Below are 13,726 nucleotides of genomic sequence, written 5' to 3'. Positions count from 1 at the left end.
ACCTATGGCAGACGCTGCCGATTACGCCACTGAACTCAACGAGCGCCACCTGGCCGGCGCGCTGGCCAGCCGTGCACATCTGGCCGCAAGCCACGCCACCGAATGCGACGACTGCGGTGATGACATTCCAGACGCCAGACGCAAGGCGGCGCCGTTCGCCCGCACCTGCATCGAGTGCCAAGGCATCCGCGAACTGAAAGCCAAGGGGGTGCGCCGATGATCGCGTTACTGATCCTGAGCGGGCTTTCGCTGGCCTCGCTGCTGTTCTTCATCGCCGCGCTCCGGCTCGGCGCGATCTACGACGAGAACGATCTGAAGGTGATCGAGCGAGGGGAATCATGACCATGCCGGAGCAGGTGCGAGCCACCTGCCTGAGCCTCGTCACCGAACGCTTGATTGTCCTGCGGCGCTCAGGGGACAGCGAGGATACGCGCCGCGAGCGGCGCGAGGTTCAAACCGCCGCCGAGTGGTTGCTCGGGGCGAAAGGCGAGACAGAACGATGCGAGGAAAGGTGATGAACAAAAGCTCAACCCAAAAAATCACGATAGCCATATTAATCGGCGTGTTCGTCGTCTCTTGCCTCAGTAGCGCCTGGCAATTCCACGAGTGCCGAAAGGTAGGGCACGGATTCCTCTACTGCACGGTCAGCGTGGGGAATTGAAGGTAAGCGGTGCTAGCGCACCGATGCCATTCAAAAACGACTTTCCGAATATGAACATTTCGAGAGGCCAAGGAGGATGCGATGGCAAGCGTGAACCACGTCACCATCGAAAAGTTTTCGTCTGAGACCGGCTATAGCCCCAACGCGGTGCGTTCAAAAATAAAACGCGGGGAATGGCGCTTAGGATACGAATTTTGCAAGGCACCGGATGGGCGCATCCTGGTATCACTGGAGGGGTATGACGCGTGGGCGACAAGCAATATGAAGGAGTCAAAGCTGGCTCAGAGACTTCCATACAAATCGACTTTCAATACCAGGGGATCAGGTGTAGGGAGCGCCTCAAGCTCAAGCCCACCCCCGCTAACATGAAGAAGGCGGCGCAGCATCGCGCCGCCGTTATCGCATCGATTGAAGCAGGGACATTCGATTACTCGGTTACTTTCCCGAGGAGCAAAAATGCGCGCAAGTTTATCCGTCAGGATCGAATGGACCACTACCTTCGCCAGTGGCTGAAGGATAAAAAGCCGACCCTCAAAACCAGCACATACCGTGATTACTACAAGATCCTCGAGGGTCAGATCATTCCCCAGTTTGGGCACTTCATGCTGGCCGAGTTCAAACGCAAGCATGCCCGGGAGTGGGCTGCCTCTCTTACGTGCTCAAACAAGCGCCTCGCCAATATCTTGAGCCCTCTTCGCTCGGCCCTGAGCGACGCGGTGCACGATGAGCTTATTAACACCAACCCTCTTCTTGGCTGGCGCTATAGAAAGCCGGAAGCGGATATTAAGCGAATGCAGGATGAGCCCGACCCATTCACCATGGAAGAACAGGCGTTAATTCTGGATAACCTGGCCGATGATAGTCGGCCATTGATTCAGTTCGCCTTCTGGACGGGCTTGCGTACGTCAGAACTGGTGGCACTGGAATGGACGGATATCGACTGGGCAAAGAAAACCGTTCGGATCGATAAGGTCATTACTCAGGCATCCCGTGGCAAGGCCGAGCCGCCGAAAACAGCAGCCGGCATTCGTGACGTCACTCTACTGCCAGCGGCCGAAGAAGCGCTGAACCAGCAATGGGAATTCAGCCGCGACCATGAAAGCGGGCGTGTTTTCCTGAACCCTCGCACTCACTCACCCTGGACCGGCGATCAGGCCATTCGTAAAACGCTCTGGGCCCCTGCCCTCAAACGTGCGGGCGTCCGTTATCGACGCCAGTACCAGACTCGGCATACATTCGCGTCGATGATGGTGTCGGCTGGAGAGCCATTGGCATGGGTGTCAAACCAGATGGGGCATACGGATGTCATCATCACCGCGAGGGTTTATGCGAACTGGATCAACAGCGCGTATGATCAGGCAGGACAGAAGGCGCTCAGACTATATTGGCAGGATAAGGTAGATTGAGGGCAACAAGTTTTATAAGCTGTTGTTCTTGGGCTTATGTCTGCGGGTTCAATTCCCGCCGCCTCCACCAAGCGCCAAAGCCGCTGTCACCGACAGCGGCTTTTTTTATGGCTCTCAAAGAGAGAAACAAGCTGTGTGCCTACCGAAATCATCCGCTTCAGCACATCTTGCCCACTCAAAAAATGCCACTATAACCCACTCTTAGCGTGCCCAACACTCAAGGCCAACTACCTTAATGTCATCCGTTCGCATCAACACATTCTGGATCCTGTTTGAAAAGCTCTTTTTCGTACTTTCCGGTCTTTTCATCAATGTGTATGTGGCTCGCTACCTTGGCCCCGAGCTTTTTGGAGTTCTTGGCTTTTCGCTGGCAATGACCGGTCTTATAGGGCCGTTTACCACGCTTGGCGCCAACAATATCGTATTCAACAGATTGGCGAAAAACCTGCCAAGCGGACTCCAGCTTCTGGCGTCATCGGCACGGCTCAGACTGATCATCTTCGCTCTACTTGCCCTGGCATTCACAGGGTTTGCCATCCCTTATTTTGAAGATGCGCAAAAACGCACGGTCTTCTTGATCATTCTATGGGGAAGCTTCTTCACAACGAACGACATCTTTCAGGTGTTTTTCAATGCGCGACTCGAATCCAAGATCAACACCCTTTGCCAGAACGCCTCACTGCTTGCCTCAGTTCTTTTAAAGCTTGGCTTCATTGCCGCCAAACTTTCCGTGACCGCCTTCGCGATCGCCAATGTTCTGCAGTGGGCTACGTCTTATTTCATGAAACGCCATTTCTTCAAGCGTCACCATGAAACCAAAGCACATAGCACCGGCAAGATTTCACGCCGCCACGCGAAATACCTTTTAAAAGTTGGGTTACCACTGGCGTTTTCGGGCCTGGCCATCGTTTTGTATACCAAAACGGACCAGATCATGCTCGGCATGCTGATCGACGATACTACTGTCGGGTATTACACGGCCGCCATAACACTGGCGCAAGGCTGGATCTTTATCCCTCAAGCAATCATCGCTTCACACATGGTTCGGGTAAGCGAGGCCGCTCGAGACTCACATCTGTTTGAAAAACGCACCGAGCGGTTGTTCAGACTGATTTTGTGGCTTTCACTACCCATAGCGATCATTCTGTCCGCACTGAGCCCCTGGGTCGTTGGCCTCATTTATGGCGAACAGTTTTCGGCTTCTATCGATATTTTGTATATTAGTGCATTCAGCACACTCTTCTCGGCGCTGGGCACCATCAGCTACAGAGCTATTACAGTTTTGGGTGGCTATCGATTCCTGTTCTACAAAATGGCTGTCGTAGCTGTGCTCAACATTGCAGCCAACTACTTATTGATTCCCAAATATGGCGGCGTTGGCGCTGCCATGGCAACACTACTTGCCGAAATTCTATCATCAGTAGTTTTCAATCTATTTTTTCAAGGCGGGCGCATCCTAAAACTACAATGTCGCGCATGCCTGCCGCTGCTTGTAACGGAGAACTCTGATGCCAAGGACCGCACCAGATAGAAAATATGTCATGACAAATCAAAAACGAACGTCGCGCTGGAGTAAACGGAATAGCCCTAAACGCGCTTTTGACGCGCTGATGACGGCAATTAGAAGCAACATCATGAACTCGCTGTCAGATAGGCTTCACGTTCCGTTACGCTATAAACGTGCGTTTGGCGAGTTTCCGAATCTGCGAAACCCCAAAACGTTCAACGAAAAGATTTGTTATCGAAAACTTCACCCACAGCCGGTTTTTTCGATTCTGAGCGACAAGATAGAAGCCAGGGCGTACGTCAAGCACACCATCGGCGAGCGGTTCCTTATACCGCATTACGGCATTGCCAAGGAATTGTCGCCGGATCTGTTCGAACAGCTTCCCAATAGCTTTGTCATGAAGGCAAGTCATGGGTCAGGCTTTAACCTATTGGTTGACGATAAGCGAAATACATCATTTGCGGAGCTCTACAATTTGAGCCAGCAGTGGTTATCGCAAAACTTTTATACCGTATGTCGTGAAAATCAGTACAAGCCCATCGAACCTCGACTGATCTTCGAGAAGATGTTGCTTGATGAAGACAAAAAGGTACCTAAAGACTATAAATTCCATTGCTTCAGCGCGCCTGATAAAGAACCCGTCATCTATATTGAGGTCAGCCATGACCGCTTCATCAATTATAAGGTCGACTTCTTTGATCTTGACTGGAAGCCCGTACAAGTTCGTTCGGAGCATCTGAACTCGAATATAGATCTCGAAAAACCACGCACTCTCGACGAGGCCATCTCACACGCAAAAGCCTTGGCAGCAGGCTTTTCGTATGTGCGCGTCGATTTCTACCTGATTGGCGATGACATCTATTTTGGAGAGATGACGTTTACCCCCATGGCAGGACTCATGAAATTCAGGTCGCGTCAGATCGATGAAGAGTGGGGCGCACTCTTCAACGATTGATGATCACTACCCGACTTGCCCAGCGCTCGATCGCTCAAGATGATAATTGCTTGAGCAGACGCTCTCTCAACTTGGGCGACATGGGCAAGTTAATCTCGGGATTGGGGTGCAGACTGAAGGTCAAAGTCTGCGTCAGCTCAAGCGCCAATTTTCCTCGCCAGCCGCAATCCGCGTTCTGACACTCGACCACCGCCTCCCTATAGACCGGCGTCATCTGCTGACTCTTGCGAATTCGAGCAAACGCTCCGCAATGCGGGCAGCTAAGACGTAGGTTACTTTTACGATCCATATGCAATTCCTCCATCCCCTTTGTTTATAATTCCTGCCCTTACGGTCAAGCTGCAGAAACGACGCTGAATCTGGCTTTTTTATTTTCGTCAACGGACATGACTTACCAGATAGGATATGCTTCATATTGTTCAGTACCACTTTGACTAAGACTATTTACTTAAAGGGGAATAGTCAACTTATTAGGGAAGAATAATTATCATGAGCACAGCCCCCCATTCCTCCCCTCCCACGCTATCCGGCGCGATCATGGAGCGAATGAAAGCCATTACAGGCCTGAACTCTGATTATAAGCTCGCTCAGCGCTTTGGAAAATCAACAAGCGCTATTCACAACTGGAGGAAACGAGGCACGATACCAGTCGATGAATGCATTGAACTTTCTGTTGAATACGACGTTAGCCTAGACTGGCTCATCCTGGGACGAGGACCCGATCGGCCTGACAAATCATCGAGCTCAAAGCACACAATGGACTTGGAGCATCAATTCATACAAAAGGACTACTCCGGAGTGCCGCTTTATGACATAGAGGCTGCTGCCGGACCAGGGCGCCTATTTGATCATGAACACGTCAGCAGCTTTTTAAGCTTTCATGACGAATGGATTACCCGCGAAGGCTTACACACCAAAAACCTCGTTGCGATCCGCGTACGAGGAGACTCGATGGAGAATACGCTCAAGAATGGCGACACTGTACTGATCAATCGGGCAATCACCAATCCAGACGGGGTATTCTTGATCAGGGTAGGGGACGAGCTTCGGATAAAGCGACTCCAGCGACTCTCGGATGGCTCTCTAAGGCTCTCTTCCGACAACTCTTACTATGCCCCTGAGATCATAGCGCCCGAAGCCCTGCAGAATGTCCATATCATTGGTCATTGCCACTGGCACAGCGGCAGGGTTAGCTAACAAGACATCGCACGCATGACCATTTAAAGCCGCCTTGACGCGCACAGGTCATGCCCTGCTCCTCGTGCACTTACCCATGACGTAATCTTTCAAAGATGATAAGCACGCCGTGGCAGCAGCCGCTCTATCATTACCCAGATGAGCACTGGCCAGCTCGATGCGCTGATCGATAACCTCTCAAACGCCTACGGCGAGAACGCCGAGATGGCCCGGGTACGGGCCGACAATCTTGGCGGCGGCTTGAAAAGCCTACGCTCGGTGTGGGAAGGGGTCGGGATCTCAGTCACCGACACCAACGACGGCCCACTGCGCGAGCTGATTCAATCGATCACCGTCATCACCCTAGGCATCGGCGACTGGATTAAGAAAAACCCCAAGCTCGCCGGAACGCTGGCCGCATTCTGCCGGCACTCGGTAAAGCGCTGCTGTGGCTCGGGCGCATCTTCATGACCGTCGGGCGGCTGTTTCTGCTGAACCCGATCGGGCTGGCCGTGACCGCCATCGCTGGCGCGGCGTATCTGATCTACCGCTACTGGGAACCGATCACCGCGTTTTTCGGCGGGCTATGGCAGCAGGTGAAAGACGCCTTCAATGGCGGCATCGGGGCCATTGGTAAACTGCTCATCAACTGGTCCCCGGTGGGGCTGTTATACCGGGGGATCACCGCCGCGCTCGATAAGCTCGGCCTCGAGATCCCGGACAAGTTCAAGGACCTCGGCAGCTTCATCGTCGACGGCCTGATCGGCGGCATCAGCGACAAGTTCGGGGCGCTCAAAAATAAGGTCTCGGAGATGGGCAGCTCGGTGACCGGCTGGCTCAAGGACAAGATGGGCATCCACTCCCCAAGCCGTGTGTTCGCCGCGCTTGGTGGCCACACCGTGGATGGCCTGAACATCGGCCTTGAGCGCCAGCGCGATGAACCCGCCCAACGCATCGTCGACATCGCCAAGCTATCAGGACAATTCGACCAGCCACTACACCATCACGATCAACGCCCCACCCGGGAGCGACGAGCACGCGATCGCGAATGCCGTAAGTCGTGAGCTAGATCGGAGGGCAAGGGAGCAACAGGCGCGGTGGCGGTCGTCGATGTGAGACCGGGAGTAGCTCGAGACTCATCATGCTCTCTTTGCTGTGCAGGAGTTGGTCCAGAGCCTTCGCTTACATGGTGTCGCAAAGCAATAAAAGCACAAGAAACAAGCCCAACGATTGCAAATGAAAAGGCTGCTATAGGCAGAGCCACGTGCAGAGAAGTAGTGCCATTAATAGGGGGAGAATATGGAAATAGCCGGGTTAGAAGCTGAGAGATCGCGAGCAGTAATCCGCTTGCAAAGAGCATGGCAACCGTCGAGCGGTAGTAGGTTCTTTTAAAACCGAGCGTCCCAATGATGCCGACAAACGTCAGTAAGCCTGTCGCATCATAGCTCTGAATGGTTTGAAAGAGGTCTTCGGTAGTTCGAGTCGCGGTCAATAACGCCAAAAGCGCCATCGGAATAACCATGGCCACACCAACGATCAAGACGCCTTCGATCCAGTTTTTATGGCGTTTCTCTTTAGAGGTCTCCAGCATGCTCATGGCTCTCGGAATGTTCGTATTTGAGACAAGTACGGTACCTTATCAACAGCCCCAGCGCCGCACGGAATGGCGCCACGCCTCACAGCCCCGTGTCGGCGACCGGCCGGCGTATCAGTTCCTCGGGCCAGGCACGGACACCATCACGCTGTCGGACACGCTGCTGCCAGCGTTCACCGGTGGGCGAGTCAGCCTCGATCAGATCCGGGACATGGCCGACCAAGGCCAGGCGTGGCCGCTGGTCGAGGCCACGGGCAAGCACTACGGCCTGTGGGTGATTACCGGTGTCGATGAGACCTCGAGCACACTGTTTCGAGACGGCGCCGCCGCCAAGATCGAGTTCAGCCTCACGCTCGAACACGTCGATGACGAACACACCGACCTGATTGGGGATCTCACTCGCTACGGCGCGGCGCGGCTGGCCGGGGCCTACGTATGAGCGAGCAACCCGCCTACCATCGCCCTAGTTACCACATCACCCTGGCTGGCGAGGACATCACGCCGCGCATCAACGGTCGACTGATCGATCTGCGCATCACCAGCCAGCGCGGGCAGGAAGCCGACCAGCTCGACCTGACGCTTACCGACCACGACGGCAAACTCGCACTGCCGCCCACCGGTGCCCGGCTGAGCGTAGCGATCGGCTAGCAGGACGAAGGACTCATCGAGCGGGGCGTATTCATTGTCGACGAACTAGAGCACAGCGGCTCACCCGACCGGCTCACCCTTCACGCCAGCGCCGCTGACATGCGCCACCTGCTGCCCGGCAAGCGGTCGAAGTCCTGGCACGACATCACCCTCGGCGACATCATCGATACCATCGCCAAGCGGCACCAGCTATCGGCAAGACGTTGCATGGCATTCGTGTGGGCCACATCGATCAGACCGACGAATCCGATCTCAACTTTCTGACCCGGCTCGGTGAGCGCTATGACGCCATCGCTGCGGTCAAATCCGAGCGAATGCTGTTCACCCTCGCTGGCGAGGCCCTAACAGCCAGCGGCACTGCCCTACCCCGCATCACCCTCACCCGCCGCGACGGCGATCAGCACCGCTTCAGCCAGACCGACCGTGACAGCTTCACTGGCGTGCGCGCGTACTGGGACGACACCGCCGGCAGTGTGCGCCAGACCGCCATCGCCGGTGACGGCGACAAGTTCAAGGATCTACGCACCACCTACGCCTCCGAGGCCGACGCCCTCGAGGCCGCCAAGGCGGAACTCAGAAGGATTCAGCGTAGGAAAGCCACGTTCGAGCTGACACTGGCACAGGGTCGCGCCGACCTCATGCCTGAAACACCGGTGACGCTCAGCGGCTGGAAATCGGACATCGATGGGGAGGAATGGCTGGTGACCGAGGTCGAGGATTCGCTTAATGAGCGCGGGTATGGCACGCGCATCAGAAGTGATGCGCGCTGAATAGTTAATGTTACTGAAGTCCTAAGATGTACAAGACAATCGCAACGAGAAGGGGAGCAATAATGGGGCACCAAATCCAATTTTGAAAATCTACCCAGTTCTTCACTGATGAAGCGTTCTGGTCGTAAACTGGCTTGTAAACCTCTGGAGCAACTTCTTCCCCTGCGCGTTGCCTTTTGCGTCTTTCACGCTTCAGCTCATTGTCGATTGCTTTCATTTCATTGGCGTCTTTGCCTGCACCAGCCCATATCACAGCAGCTATGAGAAGGATGATATAGGCCATCAACGCATATGCATTACTCGTTGAAAAGGGTCGATCTAGATTGATAGGGCTCAGCAAAAAGCTGATGCTATCCGTAAAGTACAACTGATTAAAAGCCTGGGCCGCTATATTACTGACGCCACTATTTAAACCACCAACAATGCCGTAACCGCTACCGCCCTGAAAGGCTTCCCACCCCCCCCAACTTAAATCGAGGAGTAAACAATACAAAGCCAAAAGACCGACTAGCCCACTGAATAGTCGCCGAACCCAAATGCTTGTAGAAATGCTCATGCCGTTGTCCCTTGCTATGAAAAGCAGAAACGTATCATGAGATATCATTTATTTAGATTTTTTGTATGTTAATTGGGTCACAAACCGTTACCGCGCCCATATCAGAACTTGGTTAACCTACGTCCATCACATTTCTAGTCAAACATGGGGTCGTCATGCAGGATCTGGCAAAACTGGGGGATAAGGTCGCGTGCTCATGCAAGGGCGGGCCGCATTCCATCGTCTCGTCCGGCACATCGGTAATCGATGGTATTCCCGTCGCACGTGTCGGCGATATGAGCTCCTGTGGCGCATCGATCGTAGAGGGGCACTCCTGGTTCACCATCGACGGCGCTCCCGCCGCGGTTCACGGCAGCCAGACCTCCTGCGGCGGCAGTGTAATCGCCTCCTCGAGTGCCAACAGCGCGCCACCGCGCACCGCACAGACCGAACCGGAAGAGCCGGAAGAGGAAGAGCCGAAAAGCGACATCCTGCCTGGCATCACACTTGTGCGTGAGGCGGGCACTCGCGTACAGGTCAAGCAGCGCATCCTACCCTCGCCGTCTGCCGAAGTCAGTGCCAAGTTCGACGAATTGAATACCCACCTGCCGGATTACGTACTGCCCGGCACGCTGGTCGTGTTGAGTGACCCTGAAAACACCAGCCAGATGTGTACCCAGCAGGAAGAAGAACTCAGACAGCAAGCGGTACGTGCCCAACAGACCGTACAATGGCTGGAACCCCCTGAAGCGCAGGCGCTGGTCGATCATTACGGACCACTGCGTGACTTTGCACTGGTCAACAACGACGAGCTGTCAGAAGGTAGTACATGGGCCGGGGTTGCCTCTGCGGCGGGCACACATTTCATGGAAACCGTTCAAAAAGAGCTCGAACGCATTCACAGTGTGTATGTCTCGGCGTCAGAGAGAATGTCGGCACGTTTTGAGGCCATGCGCCAGTCCGCATTCAAGCGCATTGATGCCGCAGGTGATGCGTGGACGAACGTGAAGCTCGAGATCGTCGACGATGCCAACGATTTGAAAGGCAAGATCGGAGTAGCTGGCAGCGTTGCAGTCAGTAAAACGCAAGCCGCTCTGAAAAGCTTCATCGATTATGAAATACCTTCTATCTCGGAAGCGATTGGAAAAGCGGGGACAGTGGTGAAAGGGCTCTCACTGCTGAACTATGCAGCTATTACCGCTGATACATATGCAACCGATGCCCGAGTTACCCAAGCCTGTTCAGAGTCTCGGGAAAGTGAGTGTATGAGAGTTACTGTTAAAGAGTACGGGAGCCTTTTGGGTAGAATCGCAGGAGGCGAAATAGGCGGTAACATTGGAGCCGCTGCTGAAGCCAGATACGGTCAGGTACTATGTGGCGTCATCGGTGTACATCCGGCGGGGCGACTCATTTGTGGTGCCGCAATTATTGGTGGTGGTGCATATTTTGGTGGATCGAGCCTTGGCACTTTTTCCGGTGATTTAGCGGAGTTAATTTATACGCAATCTGAAAGCAAAAATACTGATAAGAAGGAAAGTGAGAAAAATGATCAATAACTACTCCTTGCTTGAACTTATTGGGATGCTTACGGGCGGAATGGCTATAATCACAGGATTGCTTGGTCTAGTACTCTCACACTTTACGATCAAGCCCGCTGACCGGCTATTTACCGGTAAAACTCACCCAAACAGAGTTTGGTACCCACTTTGTTATTGGGGGATGGGAGAGTATGCAATTGCGCTCATGGGATTTAAATCATCTAAAACAAGAGAAAAATACCCTCTTTACTTTAAAGAATGGAAGTCGGGAAGCTGGAGGTCTCGCTGGGTCACTATACTGCTTCTGACCATTTACATCCCAAGCTTTGTTTGTTTTACGATCGCAGTAATAGCATACTGGCTTAAAGAACTTATTTCATAGGAACCACGATTGATAGATGGCGACTACTCTTTTTTTGAGCTTTGAGGAATATTTTTTGGCGGAGCAATGATTTTTTTCGGGCTTTTAGGGATTTTTTTGTCTCCATTTATAATCAAAACTGCGGACCGCGTTTTTACTGGAGAAAGTGATAACTTGAACGTCTGGTTTCCCCTTTGTTTCTGGGGTATGTCTCGTTATGCTTGGGATGCTTCTTTTTTGAAGAAAGAGAGACTTAAAACAAAATACCCAAATTACGCTGAGACTGTAAGAAGAAATTCAAAAAGCTACAAAGTAACAAGGTTCATATTATTTTCAGTTTACGCACCTGGAAATATTCCATTTATAGCATCTTGCTTAGCCTGGATACCTATTAGTGCCATTAACCGCTAAACCAAATTTAAGATGGCTACTCAGGCCTCTCAGATTATAAGAGCTCATAGAACCATTACATCAAAAGCAACAGAATAGGGAAATGCTTAGTATCGTAGAGCACCTTTGTATCATTTCTGGTACGGCAATGATTGGCCTCGGCCTGATTGGAATAATTTTTTCCCGTTTTTCATTAAGGCGACAGACCGATTGTTTACGGGAGAAAGCGATAGTGTAAACGTTTGGTTTCCGCTTTGCTTTTGGGGAATGTCTCAATACGCATGGCATCTATTGCTATTCAAAAAGGACAAAATTGAGGCGAAGTATCCTGTTTATCTAGAAAAAACAAAATCGCCAAAACCTAAATACACTATAATTAAAGGATTGCTTTGCACTATTTACATGCCAGCAAATATTGCACTTATGATTACAGCTGCGTTATATGCCCTAAGAGTTACTTTATGAAACCCAAAGCCCCACATTAATTAAACCCAAATTAGGCCACTGATCTTATTGCTAGCATTGGTGTAAGTGTTTATGCGGATGACGTTGTCGGAAACAGCTTTGGAGAAAAGTCAGGTGAGTTGATTTACAACGCGTTGAGGAACGAGAAAGACGACCAAGAGAAGAAAAGTGAAAGCCCTGATTGATATTACTAATTATATAGGCATGAGTGGTGCAATAATAATGGGAACCTTCTTCACAATAGGACTCCCTATTTCATTTTTTACGATAAAAGAAACAGATAAGATATTTACTGGTGAAAATAATAGCTCACGAATGTGGTTTCCAACTTGCATTTGGGGCATGTCCTCTTACGCTTGGGACCTGGCATTTAAAAAAGACAGCCTGAATCAAAAATATCAAACGCTGAACAGCAACATAGAAGAAAGCCCCAAGAAATTTATATTCATAAAATATATCTTGCTCTGCATATATCTACCCGCAAACTTAGGCCTCTGCGTGATGATTTCAGCCTATGCGGCTAAATATTTTTTCGGGTTATTTTTATAAATAACACCAGTGATTGATAACCAAATATTGATGAAAAAAATGACTAATAACTGAGATCGAGGATTCGCCTGATGAGAGTGGGTATGGCACGCGCATCAGATGTGAAGTGACGCGCGCTGAATAGTTACTGAAGTCCCAAGATGCACAAGACGGTCGCAATAAGAAAAGAGCGATATGATGATGATTGACGACTACTCTGTCATTGAGCTTACTGGCATGTTTTTTGCCACTATTATGGTTATAACTATTCTACCAGGAGTTATTCTATCTCATTTTATAATCAGGCCTGCGGATAGGCTATTTACTGGAAAAACACACAAGAATAGGGTCTGGTACCCTCTTTATTTCTGGGGTATGGGCGAGTACGCCTTAGCACTCATGACCTATAAGTCACAGACGACTCGTGAGAAATACCCCTTATATTTCGAAGAGTGGGCGTCTGGCAGCCAAAGATCACGCTGGATCACCGGTATATTGGTTTCGATTTATATACCAGCAATGGTAAGCGGTACCCTTATGGTTGTCTTTTACATGCTTCAGAAGCTGATTGGGTGAGCCAACCGCCATACCACCGCATCAACGTTGTACTGCCGAATCAAAAGCCACGCCGGTGAGCCCTTGGTAAAGCCATCCTCGACGCGATAGCGCTCGAGCAGCGTGGCGCCCTTCCAGATCCGGCCATCGTGAACCGCACAGTATTCGATCGGCCGGCGCCGTAGCACCACGAACCGTTTGCCATCCTTCCAGCCAGCGCGCTCCTTGCGCTTGCGCCACTGAATCAGTTCATAGCGTGGGGGCGCCCAGCGCACCGGCACGCACGTTTGCCAGTCTCGAAAGCGCGTATACTGCTCATCTTGCGCGCGGGCCATGTCAGCTCACGTGCCGAATCAGATTGACCACCACACCCTTGAGGGTGGCATTACGCGCATCGGTGTACGGCGCGCCTTCGAGTGTTTCAATGCGGCGGTGGCCATCAAACGCCCGATACCGCATCACGCGCAGCTCGCCGTCATAATCCACCACCACCGGCGCGTTATCGGCGGAGGCCTGCTTCTCGCTCATCACCAGCCAGTCGCCTTCGCTCCAATCCGACGATGACGACATGGGCTGTCCGACGATTTCGATCAGAAAGGGCACGCCCACGTTTTCGTCGCGCACCCAACGGCTGTCG

General features: G+C 52.1%; 21 protein-coding genes. 15 read left to right on the top strand and 6 right to left on the bottom strand.

Going from position 1 to position 13,726, the window contains the following annotated elements:
- Positions 1–4 precede the first annotated feature (4 nt).
- From NAT49_RS13200 to NAT49_RS13180, 6 genes are all read left to right on the top strand, one after another.
- Positions 5–220, top strand: a complete 216-nt coding sequence (locus NAT49_RS13200) for a TraR/DksA C4-type zinc finger protein (RefSeq protein ID WP_251594965.1) — start codon at positions 5–7, stop codon at positions 218–220.
- On the top strand, positions 217–342 hold the full coding sequence (locus NAT49_RS15040) for a hypothetical protein (RefSeq protein ID WP_285836142.1): 126 nt from the start codon (positions 217–219) through the stop codon (positions 340–342). The genes NAT49_RS13200 and NAT49_RS15040 overlap by 4 nt, the downstream gene beginning before the upstream one ends.
- Positions 339–515, top strand: a complete 177-nt coding sequence (locus NAT49_RS13195; RefSeq protein ID WP_251594963.1) for a hypothetical protein — start codon at positions 339–341, stop codon at positions 513–515. The genes NAT49_RS15040 and NAT49_RS13195 overlap by 4 nt, the downstream gene beginning before the upstream one ends.
- A 391-nt stretch (positions 516–906) precedes the next feature.
- Positions 907–2,067: a site-specific integrase gene (locus NAT49_RS13190; RefSeq protein ID WP_251594961.1), complete on the top strand. Its 1,161-nt coding sequence runs from the start codon at positions 907–909 to the stop codon at positions 2,065–2,067.
- Between the two features lie 235 nt (positions 2,068–2,302).
- Positions 2,303–3,598, top strand: coding sequence for a flippase (locus NAT49_RS13185; protein ID WP_251594960.1), 1,296 nt, complete (start codon positions 2,303–2,305; stop codon positions 3,596–3,598).
- Positions 3,599–3,608: 10 nt separating this feature from the next.
- Positions 3,609–4,529, top strand: coding sequence for an ATP-grasp fold amidoligase family protein (locus tag NAT49_RS13180; protein ID WP_251594959.1), 921 nt, complete (start codon positions 3,609–3,611; stop codon positions 4,527–4,529).
- Between the two features lie 34 nt (positions 4,530–4,563).
- On the opposite strand, the gene NAT49_RS13175 is transcribed toward NAT49_RS13180, so the two are convergent.
- The gene (locus NAT49_RS13175; protein ID WP_251594957.1) at positions 4,564–4,818 is read right to left on the bottom strand and encodes an Ogr/Delta-like zinc finger protein; all 255 of its coding nucleotides are present in this window, start codon (positions 4,816–4,818) and stop codon (positions 4,564–4,566) included.
- Positions 4,819–5,018: 200 nt separating this feature from the next.
- Here NAT49_RS13175 and NAT49_RS13170 point away from each other — a divergent pair, with 200 nt between their 5' ends.
- The 3 genes from NAT49_RS13170 (at position 5,019) to NAT49_RS13160 (ending at position 6,769) form a co-directional block, all read left to right on the top strand.
- Positions 5,019–5,726, top strand: coding sequence for a LexA family transcriptional regulator (locus NAT49_RS13170; protein WP_251594956.1), 708 nt, complete (start codon positions 5,019–5,021; stop codon positions 5,724–5,726).
- A gap of 138 nt (positions 5,727–5,864) precedes the next feature.
- Positions 5,865–6,176: a phage tail tape measure protein gene (locus NAT49_RS13165; RefSeq protein ID WP_251594954.1), complete on the top strand. Its 312-nt coding sequence runs from the start codon at positions 5,865–5,867 to the stop codon at positions 6,174–6,176.
- On the top strand, positions 6,173–6,769 hold the full coding sequence (locus tag NAT49_RS13160) for a phage tail protein (protein WP_251594952.1): 597 nt from the start codon (positions 6,173–6,175) through the stop codon (positions 6,767–6,769). The genes NAT49_RS13165 and NAT49_RS13160 overlap by 4 nt, the downstream gene beginning before the upstream one ends.
- Here the strand turns inward: NAT49_RS13160 and NAT49_RS13155 are convergent.
- The gene (locus tag NAT49_RS13155; protein ID WP_251594950.1) at positions 6,715–7,296 is read right to left on the bottom strand and encodes a hypothetical protein; all 582 of its coding nucleotides are present in this window, start codon (positions 7,294–7,296) and stop codon (positions 6,715–6,717) included. The two genes, NAT49_RS13160 and NAT49_RS13155, sit on opposite strands and share 55 nt — an antisense overlap.
- Before the next feature lie 16 nt (positions 7,297–7,312).
- On the opposite strand from NAT49_RS13155, the gene NAT49_RS13150 reads away from it, so the two are divergent.
- Both NAT49_RS13150 and NAT49_RS13145 read left to right on the top strand, forming a co-directional pair.
- Complete coding sequence (locus tag NAT49_RS13150) at positions 7,313–7,738, top strand: phage tail protein (RefSeq protein WP_251594948.1); 426 nt, start codon at positions 7,313–7,315, stop codon at positions 7,736–7,738.
- A complete protein-coding gene (locus NAT49_RS13145; RefSeq protein ID WP_251594946.1) occupies positions 7,735–7,947 on the top strand; it encodes a hypothetical protein in 213 nt (70 codons plus the stop codon). The genes NAT49_RS13150 and NAT49_RS13145 overlap by 4 nt, the downstream gene beginning before the upstream one ends.
- Positions 7,948–8,007: 60 nt before the next feature.
- Here NAT49_RS13145 and NAT49_RS15030 read toward each other — a convergent pair whose 3' ends face one another.
- Positions 8,008–8,133, bottom strand: coding sequence for a hypothetical protein (locus NAT49_RS15030; RefSeq protein WP_285836141.1), 126 nt, complete (start codon positions 8,131–8,133; stop codon positions 8,008–8,010).
- On the opposite strand from NAT49_RS15030, the gene NAT49_RS13140 reads away from it, so the two are divergent.
- Positions 8,082–8,717: a contractile injection system protein, VgrG/Pvc8 family gene (locus NAT49_RS13140; RefSeq protein ID WP_251595256.1), complete on the top strand. Its 636-nt coding sequence runs from the start codon at positions 8,082–8,084 to the stop codon at positions 8,715–8,717. The genes NAT49_RS15030 and NAT49_RS13140 overlap by 52 nt on opposite strands.
- Before the next feature lie 10 nt (positions 8,718–8,727).
- Here NAT49_RS13140 and NAT49_RS13135 read toward each other — a convergent pair whose 3' ends face one another.
- On the bottom strand, positions 8,728–9,273 hold the full coding sequence (locus NAT49_RS13135) for a hypothetical protein (RefSeq protein WP_251594944.1): 546 nt from the start codon (positions 9,271–9,273) through the stop codon (positions 8,728–8,730).
- A 155-nt stretch (positions 9,274–9,428) separates the two neighbouring features.
- Here NAT49_RS13135 and NAT49_RS13130 point away from each other — a divergent pair, with 155 nt between their 5' ends.
- The 3 genes from NAT49_RS13130 to NAT49_RS13120 all read left to right on the top strand — a co-directional run bounded on the left by NAT49_RS13130 (position 9,429) and on the right by NAT49_RS13120 (position 12,555).
- A complete protein-coding gene (locus tag NAT49_RS13130) occupies positions 9,429–10,808 on the top strand; it encodes a PAAR domain-containing protein (RefSeq protein ID WP_251594942.1) in 1,380 nt (459 codons plus the stop codon).
- A complete protein-coding gene (locus NAT49_RS13125; RefSeq protein ID WP_251594940.1) occupies positions 10,798–11,172 on the top strand; it encodes a hypothetical protein in 375 nt (124 codons plus the stop codon). Before NAT49_RS13130 ends, NAT49_RS13125 begins: the two co-directional genes overlap by 11 nt.
- Positions 11,173–12,174: 1,002 nt before the next feature.
- A complete protein-coding gene (locus NAT49_RS13120; RefSeq protein WP_251594938.1) occupies positions 12,175–12,555 on the top strand; it encodes a hypothetical protein in 381 nt (126 codons plus the stop codon).
- 536 nt (positions 12,556–13,091) lie between these two features.
- Here the strand turns inward: NAT49_RS13120 and NAT49_RS13115 are convergent.
- Together NAT49_RS13115 and NAT49_RS13110 are read right to left on the bottom strand one after the other, a co-directional pair.
- Positions 13,092–13,424 (bottom strand): hypothetical protein, encoded by a 333-nt coding sequence (locus tag NAT49_RS13115; protein WP_251594936.1) that lies wholly within the window; start codon positions 13,422–13,424, stop codon positions 13,092–13,094.
- 1 nt (position 13,425) lies between these two features.
- Complete coding sequence (locus NAT49_RS13110; protein WP_251594934.1) at positions 13,426–13,713, bottom strand: transcriptional repressor LexA; 288 nt, start codon at positions 13,711–13,713, stop codon at positions 13,426–13,428.
- Positions 13,714–13,726: the final 13 nt, after the last annotated feature.

The organism is Larsenimonas suaedae, from assembly GCF_023712105.1.
In the GTDB taxonomy this organism is placed as follows: Bacteria; Pseudomonadota; Gammaproteobacteria; order Pseudomonadales; family Halomonadaceae; genus Larsenimonas; species Larsenimonas suaedae.
This window is presented reverse-complemented; position numbering and strand designations above follow the sequence as displayed.

Coding starts and splice junctions, on each gene's coding strand:
- NAT49_RS13200 (WP_251594965.1), top strand. CDS start 5: ATGGCAGACGCTGCCGATTACGCCACTGAACTCAACGAGCGCCACCTG.
- NAT49_RS15040 (WP_285836142.1), top strand. CDS start 217: ATGATCGCGTTACTGATCCTGAGCGGGCTTTCGCTGGCCTCGCTGCTG.
- NAT49_RS13195 (WP_251594963.1), top strand. CDS start 339: ATGACCATGCCGGAGCAGGTGCGAGCCACCTGCCTGAGCCTCGTCACC.
- NAT49_RS13185 (WP_251594960.1), top strand. CDS start 2,303: ATGTCATCCGTTCGCATCAACACATTCTGGATCCTGTTTGAAAAGCTC.
- NAT49_RS13180 (WP_251594959.1), top strand. CDS start 3,609: ATGACAAATCAAAAACGAACGTCGCGCTGGAGTAAACGGAATAGCCCT.
- NAT49_RS13175 (WP_251594957.1), bottom strand. CDS start 4,818: ATGGATCGTAAAAGTAACCTACGTCTTAGCTGCCCGCATTGCGGAGCG.
- NAT49_RS13170 (WP_251594956.1), top strand. CDS start 5,019: ATGAGCACAGCCCCCCATTCCTCCCCTCCCACGCTATCCGGCGCGATC.
- NAT49_RS13165 (WP_251594954.1), top strand. CDS start 5,865: ATGAGCACTGGCCAGCTCGATGCGCTGATCGATAACCTCTCAAACGCC.
- NAT49_RS13160 (WP_251594952.1), top strand. CDS start 6,173: ATGACCGTCGGGCGGCTGTTTCTGCTGAACCCGATCGGGCTGGCCGTG.
- NAT49_RS13155 (WP_251594950.1), bottom strand. CDS start 7,296: ATGCTGGAGACCTCTAAAGAGAAACGCCATAAAAACTGGATCGAAGGC.
- NAT49_RS13150 (WP_251594948.1), top strand. CDS start 7,313: ATGTTCGTATTTGAGACAAGTACGGTACCTTATCAACAGCCCCAGCGC.
- NAT49_RS13145 (WP_251594946.1), top strand. CDS start 7,735: ATGAGCGAGCAACCCGCCTACCATCGCCCTAGTTACCACATCACCCTG.
- NAT49_RS13135 (WP_251594944.1), bottom strand. CDS start 9,273: ATGAGCATTTCTACAAGCATTTGGGTTCGGCGACTATTCAGTGGGCTA.
- NAT49_RS13130 (WP_251594942.1), top strand. CDS start 9,429: ATGCAGGATCTGGCAAAACTGGGGGATAAGGTCGCGTGCTCATGCAAG.
- NAT49_RS13125 (WP_251594940.1), top strand. CDS start 10,798: ATGATCAATAACTACTCCTTGCTTGAACTTATTGGGATGCTTACGGGC.
- NAT49_RS13115 (WP_251594936.1), bottom strand. CDS start 13,424: ATGGCCCGCGCGCAAGATGAGCAGTATACGCGCTTTCGAGACTGGCAA.